At 66.9% G+C, this 7,346-nt stretch carries 7 protein-coding genes; 6 read left to right on the plus strand and 1 reads right to left on the minus strand.

Features of this window, described 5'->3' with window-relative positions:
* Window positions 1-10: 10 nt before the first annotated feature.
* The 4 genes from tatA to VJV41_RS20460 are packed head-to-tail and all read left to right on the plus strand — an operon-like array spanning window position 11 to window position 4,885.
* Window positions 11-289 (plus strand): Sec-independent protein translocase subunit TatA, encoded by a 279-nt coding sequence (gene tatA, locus VJV41_RS20445; protein ID WP_325336852.1) that lies wholly within the window; start codon window positions 11-13, stop codon window positions 287-289.
* A 47-nt stretch (window positions 290-336) separates the two neighbouring features.
* A complete protein-coding gene (gene tatC / locus VJV41_RS20450) occupies window positions 337-1,287 on the plus strand; it encodes a twin-arginine translocase subunit TatC (protein ID WP_325336844.1) in 951 nt (316 codons plus the stop codon).
* Window positions 1,271-4,045 carry an RNA helicase gene (locus VJV41_RS20455; protein WP_325336845.1) on the plus strand — a complete coding sequence of 925 codons (2,775 nt, stop codon included), beginning with the start codon at window positions 1,271-1,273 and terminating at the stop codon, window positions 4,043-4,045. Before tatC ends, VJV41_RS20455 begins: the two co-directional genes overlap by 17 nt.
* A gap of 39 nt (window positions 4,046-4,084) precedes the next feature.
* Complete coding sequence (locus VJV41_RS20460; RefSeq protein ID WP_325336846.1) at window positions 4,085-4,885, plus strand: DUF4333 domain-containing protein; 801 nt, start codon at window positions 4,085-4,087, stop codon at window positions 4,883-4,885.
* Here the strand turns inward: VJV41_RS20460 and VJV41_RS20465 are convergent.
* Complete coding sequence (locus VJV41_RS20465) at window positions 4,878-5,834, minus strand: 5'-3' exonuclease (RefSeq protein WP_325336847.1); 957 nt, start codon at window positions 5,832-5,834, stop codon at window positions 4,878-4,880. The two genes, VJV41_RS20460 and VJV41_RS20465, sit on opposite strands and share 8 nt — an antisense overlap.
* 236 nt (window positions 5,835-6,070) lie before the next feature.
* Between VJV41_RS20465 and VJV41_RS20470 the strand changes: the two genes are divergently transcribed.
* Together VJV41_RS20470 and VJV41_RS20475 are read left to right on the plus strand one after the other, a co-directional pair.
* Complete coding sequence (locus VJV41_RS20470) at window positions 6,071-6,466, plus strand: VOC family protein (RefSeq protein ID WP_325336848.1); 396 nt, start codon at window positions 6,071-6,073, stop codon at window positions 6,464-6,466.
* A 10-nt stretch (window positions 6,467-6,476) separates the two neighbouring features.
* Window positions 6,477-7,346: Xaa-Pro peptidase family protein (locus tag VJV41_RS20475; protein ID WP_325336849.1), on the plus strand; the 870-nt coding region annotated here is incomplete at its 3' end.

The following is a 7,346-nucleotide window of genomic DNA, read 5'->3' on the forward strand; positions in this document are numbered from 1 at the left end:
GGTGACCAAATTGGGCGGTCTACAACCCTGGCACTGGGTGATCGTGATCGCGATATTCGTGCTGCTCTTCGGTGCCAAGAAGCTCCCGGACGCTGCGCGTTCGCTCGGGCAGTCGATGCGGATCTTCAAGTCCGAGGTCAAGGAGATGCGGACGGACGCCAAGCCAGAGACTCCGCCGGCGACGCCTATTGCGTCGGAACGCGCCGACACCCCGCCGCCCGGATCCAATGTCGCCGGCCAGGCGGCTCCAGGACCCCAGCAGCAGCCGTCAGACAAACACCCGGCCTGATCCACGCCGACTTCCTGGCCGCAGCAATGACGCGGCGTCGATAGCCCGTGCAAACCCCCGGAATTTTCAAGAAACTCGACCCCCGCCGACGGCGGTCGCGCGCCAATCCCGACGGCACCATGTCGCTCGTCGAGCACCTACACGAACTCCGCAACCGGCTGCTGATCGCATTGGCCGCCGTCGTGGTCACGACGATCGTCGGGTTCTTCTGGTACAGCCACGGTGCCTTCGGGCTGCCCAGCCTTGGGGAATGGCTGCGCGGGCCGTACTGCCGGTTGCCGGCGTCGTCGCGCGCGACCATCGCGCCCAACGGTGAATGCCGGCTGCTCGCCACCGCACCGTTCGACCAGTTCATGCTGCGCCTGAAAGTCGCGCTCACGGCGGGTCTTGTGCTGGCTTGCCCGGTGTGGCTGTACCAGCTGTGGGCGTTCATCACGCCCGGGCTGTACCGCAAGGAGCGGCGATTCGCGATCGCATTCGTCGGCGTCGGGGCGGTGCTGTTCATCACCGGTGCGGTCTTGGCGTACGTGGTGCTGTCGAAAGCGCTCGGTTTCCTACTGACCGTCGGCAGCGACGTGCAGGTCACCGCGCTGTCCGGTGAGCAGTACTTCGGCTTCCTGATCAACCTGCTGTTGGTGTTCGGCATCAGCTTCGAGTTCCCGCTGCTCATCATCATGCTCAACCTGGTCGGGATACTGACCTACGCGCGGCTCAAATCGTGGCGGCGTGGACTGATCTTCGGGCTGTTCGTGTTCGCGGCGTTCGCCACACCCGGCTCGGATCCGTTCTCGATGCTGGCGCTCGCGCTGGCATTGTCTCTGCTGCTGGAGCTCGCGATCCAGATCGCCCGGGTCCACGACACGCGCAAGGCCCGCCGTGAGGCGCTCCAGGACCTGCCCGACGACCAAGCCTCGCCGATCGGTGCCGTCGCGCCGATCGAACCGCCGACCGCCGTGCCGACATCGGCGCGGCTCGTGGTCGATGACGACGCCACCTGACGGCCAGCTGGCGGGCTTCGCCGAGCAGCTGACCTTTGTGCTCGACGACTTCCAGCTCCGGGCGTGTCAAGCGTTGGAGAACGGTCACGGAGTGCTGGTTTGCGCACCGACCGGTGCCGGTAAGACCGTGGTCGGCGAATTCGCCGTACACCTGGCGCTGGCGGCTGGCCGAAAGTGCTTCTACACCACGCCGATCAAGGCGCTGAGCAACCAGAAGCACAACGACCTGGTGGCTCGATACGGCCCGGAGAAGATCGGCCTACTCACCGGCGACCAGTCCATCAACGGCGACGCAGATGTCGTGGTGATGACCACCGAAGTGCTGCGCAACATGCTGTATGCGAATTCGCCTGCGCTATACGGCCTTTCGCATGTCGTGATGGACGAAGTGCATTTCCTGGCCGACCGGATGCGCGGCGCGGTGTGGGAGGAGGTCATCCTGCACCTGCCCGATGACGTGCGGCTGGTCAGCCTGTCGGCAACGGTCAGCAACGCCGAGGAGTTCGGCGGCTGGATTCAGACCGTGCGCGGCGACACCACGGTGGTGGTCGACGAACACCGTCCGGTTCCGTTGTGGCAGCACGTCATGGTGGGCAAGCGGCTGTTCGACCTGTTCGACTACCGCGCATCGGGGAAGTCCGGGCGGGAGTTACTCGTCGACCCAGAGCTGTTGCGCCACATCGCACACCGCCGAGAGGCGGACCGGCTCACCGACTGGCAGCCGCGCGGCCGCGGACGGCCGACGATGTACCGGCCGCCGTCGCGGCCTGATGTGATCGCCACGCTCGGCCGTGAGGAGCTGCTGCCCGCCATCACGTTCGTGTTCTCCCGCGTCGGCTGCGACGCCGCGGTCAAACAGTGCCTGCGCTCCTCGCTGCGGCTGACCACCGACGAGGAGCGCGCCCGCATCGCCGAGGTCGTCGACCGGCGGACCGCCGACCTCAACGAGGCCGACCTCATCGTGCTGGACTACCACGAATGGCGTGAGGGTCTGCTGCGCGGATTGGCCGCACACCACGCCGGGATGCTGCCGACCTTCCGCCATGCCGTGGAAGAACTGTTCACCGCCGGGCTGGTGAAGGCCGTATTCGCCACGGAGACACTGGCTTTGGGCATCAACATGCCCGCCCGCACGGTGGTGCTCGAGCGGCTGGTCAAGTTCAACGGCGAACAACACATGCCGTTGACGCCGGGTGAGTACACGCAGCTGACCGGTCGCGCCGGACGTCGCGGCATCGATGTCGAAGGCCACGCGGTCGTGCTGTGGAACCCGAACGACAGCACCGCTGATCCCGCCGAGGTCGCCGGCCTGGCCTCGACGCGAACCTTCCCGTTGCGCAGTTCCTTTGCGCCGTCGTACAACATGACCATCAACCTGGTGAACCAGATGGGACCGACGCAGGCGCACAAACTGCTGGAGGCGTCGTTCGCGCAGTACCAGGCCGACCGCTCGGTCGTGGGACAGGTGCGTGCCATTGAGCGCGGTGAAGCGATTCTCGACGAGATCGCCGGCGAACTCCGCGGGCGTGGTGATGAGCGCCCGCGCGAAGAACAAACAACTGAGCCGTCGATCCTCGACTACGCGCGGCTGCGTGCACAGATCTCCGAACGCGAACGCGCGCAGTCGCGGGCATCGCGACTGCAGCGGCGCAAAGCCGCCAGCGACGCACTGGCCGCGCTGCGCCGCGGCGACATCATCACCATCACCCACGGTCGCCGTGGCGGCGTGGCCGTCGTGCTCGAAGCCGACCGCGACAGCGACGACCCGCGACCCCTCGTGCTGACCGAACACCGTTGGGCCGGAAGGATTTCGTCGGCCGACTACTCGGGAGCGTCCGAGCCGCTGGGGTCGATGCAGCTGTCCAAGCGCGTCGAACACCGCAATCCGCGGGTGCGACGCGATCTCGCGTCGGCGCTGCGCTCCGCGGCGGCCGGGCTGGATGTCCCGTCGGTCAGGGGCAAGCGCAGCGGGCCACCAACGGACCGCGATGTCGATCCCGAATTGGCCGCGTTGCGAGAACAATTGCGTCGCCACCGCGCACACCATCTACCCGACCGCGAAGCCAATGTCCGGCTGGCCGAGCGGTATCTGCGTATCGAACGCGACAACGAACAAATCCGCCAGAAGGTCGCCGCGGCGACCAACTCGCTGGCGCGCACCTTCGACCGAATCGTCGTGCTGCTGACCGAGCGTGGGTTCATCGACGGCGGTGACGGTGACCCGAAGGTCACCGACGACGGGCGGCTGCTGGCCCGGATCTACAGCGAGAGTGACCTATTGGTCGCCGAATGCCTGCGCAGCGGAGTCTGGGAGGGGCTGGACGCGGCCGAACTCGCGGCGGTCTTGTCGTCGGTGCTCTACGAATCTCGCGGCGACGCGCCCGGCGCGTCGGACCGAATCGACGTGCCGACGGGCAAGCTGCGACGTGCACTGAACCAGACGCGCCGGCTATGGACGGAGTTGCGCGCGGACGAGCAGCGGCATCGCATTACGGCCAGCCGCGAGCCGGAGGACGGTTTCGTCCCGGCCATCTACCGTTGGGCTACGACCGGTGACCTGACCAGCGCGCTGGCCGCGTCCGACGCCGCCGGCACCGGGTCACCGTTGTCGGCAGGGGATTTCGTGCGGTGGTGCCGCCAGGTTCTGGACCTGCTGGACCAGGTCCGCAATGCCGCGCCCACACCGGCGATGCGCACATGCGCGAAACGCGCAATCGCCGACGTTCGACGCGGCGTCGTGGCTGTTGATGCCGGGTAGTGTGTTCGCCAGCAGTGCGATCCATGAGCAAGGAGAGACATGAGCGGACCGCAAGGATCTGATCCGACGCAGCCGTGGCCCGGTCAACAGCCCGAGCCGGGTAAGGACCAGCCGTCAAGCGAGCCGTCGGGCAACCAGGCGTGGCAGCCGCCGACCTCCGGAGCCGAGCAGCAGCCCACCGCCGCAGCGCCGGCGTGGCAGCCGCCGCCCGCCTACGACCCGCAACAGCAGCAGTACCCGCAGTACCAGCAGCCAGGCCAAGGAGTCCAGCAGCCGGCTTACCAGCCGCCGCAATACCCGCCGACCGAGCAGTTCGGCCAGCAGCCGGGCGCATACAACCCGCAGCAATACCCCGGACAGTACGGTCAGCCTCAGTACGGCCAGCAGTATGGGCAGCAGCCGGACGCTCAGTACGGCCAGCAGCCTGGACAGTACGGCCAGCAGCCGGGGCAATACGGCCAATACCCGCAGTACGCGCCACCGGGTGCCGAAGAGGGTTCCAAGCGCTCACTGGCCGTCATCGGCGGCGTGATCGGCCTGTTTCTCGCGATCATCGTGGCCGTGGTGCTGGTGCTGGGCTTCTGGAAGCCCGGATGGTTCGTCACCACCAAGCTCGACGTCAGCGCCGCGCAGACCGGTGTGCAGCAGATTCTGACCGACGAGACCAACGGCTACGGCGCCAAGAACGTCAAGGACGTCAAGTGCAACCAAGGCGATAGCCCGACGGTGAAAAAGGGTGGAACCTTCGACTGCGAGGTGAGCATCGACGGCACCAAGCGCAAGGTGACGGTGACGTTCCAGGACGACAAGGGCACCTACGAGGTCGGCCGGCCTAAGTAGCCGCTGGCAGGCCGTCAAGGGCCTTCTGCAACCGCCCGATCGACGACGTGACGCCGTACCGCTCGGCGAGTTCGGCTACCTTGCGGGGATGTTCGGCGGCCAGCGGCAGTGTGTCGGCCGATGTGGACAGCGTGACCTTGCAGTCGCTCGAGACCCGCACCACGGGTCCCGCTGCCTCGATGTACTCGGTGGCCGCCAAGAGTTTGGCCCGATATGCCTTGGACATCCTCGATTTCGGGTCATGCGCCGCGGCGAGGATTGCCTCTAGGGAGCCGTGCTGGGCCAGTAGCGTGGCCGCGGTCTTTTCGCCGACGCCGGGGACACCCGGCAGTCCGTCGGACGGATCACCCCGCATTAACGCGAGTTCGGCGTAAGCGGGTCCGGCGCGATCGACGGGCACGCCGTAGTATTCGGCCACCTCCGCCGGTCCCCACTTCGTCGCCTTGGCCAGTCCGCGGCCCAGGTAGAGCACACGGACTTCGATCGGATCGTCGCGGACCAGCTGCAGTAAGTCACGGTCTCCGCTGACCACAACCACCGGATCCTTGCGCTCGCGGGTGACCAGGGTGCCCAAAACGTCGTCGGCCTCGGATTGGGGCGCACCCGCGGTCGGTATGCCGAACGCGTCGAGAAGTTCGGTGATCATGTCTACCTGCGGTGTCAGATCGTCAGGCACCTCTTCCACGTCGGGCTGGCCGTCCGGCTCTTCGACGGCGACGCGGTGCGCCTTGTAGGACGGAATCAGGTCAACGCGCCACTGCGGCCGCCAGTCGTCGTCCCGGCACACCACCAAACGCGTCGGTCGCTCACGAGTGATGACCGTGGCGACCGCATCGAGAAAGCCGCGCAGCGCGTTGACCGGCCGCCCGTCGGGTGCCGTGATCGAGGACGGCACGCCGAAATACGAGCGAAACCACATGCTGGCACCGTCGAGCAGCAACAAGGACATGCGGGTCATCCTGCCAGGGGTTGTGGACACGATTCCCGGGGTATCCGGTCGCATCCGATGCTGAAGAACGCATACGGCGAGGGTGGGCAACCTGGCGCGATGCGATCGTTGGAGGCGCTCGACGGTCGGCGGTGGGAAGAGAGGCTGATCGAAGTCGGATCTGGCGGCGCGCTCCGCGAGAAATGTGAGAAGGCTGTTGCGCCTGCGATAACCCGTTGCCGCAGTAGCGTGTTGGCATGGGATTCACCGTTGCCCGCATCGATCATGTGGTGCTGAATTGTCGCGACGTCACAACGATCGCCGACTGGTATGTGCGCGTGCTCGGCTTGAGGCGCGAAGTGTTCGGCGAGGGTCGCGTCGCGTTGCTCTTCGGAAACCAGAAGATCAACCTGCGGCCCACCGGCGCCGCGAACTGGGAGACCGGCGTCGTCGACGCTCCCGGTTCGTTGGACCTGTGCTTCATCGCCGACGCCACGCCGGACGAGGTCAGTGAGCAATTGCGGTCCTGCGGCGCGGAAATCGTCGAAGGGCCGGTGACCAAGATCGGTGCACTGGGACCGATGACGTCGCACTACTGCCGCGATCCCGACGGCAACCTGATCGAGGTCGCCAGCTATTCGGCCCCGGATTAGCCTGGCTCCCATGAGCGCTAGCCGATTCAGCACCGACGTATACGCGCAGCGTCTGCGATCGGCCGCGACCGCCGCTGCCGACGCCGACTTGGCGGGTCTGGTCATCACACCGGGATACGACCTGCGCTATCTCGTCGGCTCCCGTGCGCAGACCTTCGAAAGGCTGACCGCGCTGGTGCTTTCGGCCACCGGGGAAGCAACGGTTGTGGTGCCACGGCTGGAATTGGCCTCGCTCAAGGAATCCGCGGTCACCGAGCTCGGATTGACGGTGCGTGACTGGGTGGACGGCGAGGATCCGTACCGCCTGGTGGCCGACGCGCTCGGCGGGGCGCCGGTTGCGACCGCAGTCACCGATTCCATGCCGGCGCTGCACCTGCTGCCTCTTGCGGATGTGCTGGGTGTGGTGCCGGTGCTGGCCACCGATGTGCTGCGACGGCTGCGGATGATCAAGGACGCCGAGGAGATCGACGCGCTGCGCAAAGCCGGTGCGGCGATCGACCGTGTGCACGCGCGCGTGGCGGAGTTCTTGGTGCCGGGCCGAACGGAGGCCGACGTGGCGGCGGACATCGCGGAAGCCATTGTCGCCGAAGGGCATTCGGAGGTGGCGTTCATCATCGTCGGCTCAGGGCCGCACGGTGCCGACCCGCACCACGAGTGTTCAGACCGCGAACTGCAGGTCGGTGACATCGTCGTCGTCGACATCGGTGGCCCGTACGAGCCCGGGTACAACTCCGATTCGACCCGCACTTACAGCATTGGTGAACCCGATCCCGAGGTGGCCCGGCGCTACGCGGCGCTGCAGCGGGCCCAGCGGGCCGCGGTCGAGGCGGTGCGGCCTGGCGTGACGGCCGAGCAGGTGGACGCCGCCGCGCGCGACGTG

The sequence above is a fragment of the Mycobacterium sp. genome (assembly GCF_035274705.1).
Classification (GTDB): domain Bacteria; phylum Actinomycetota; class Actinomycetes; order Mycobacteriales; family Mycobacteriaceae; genus Mycobacterium.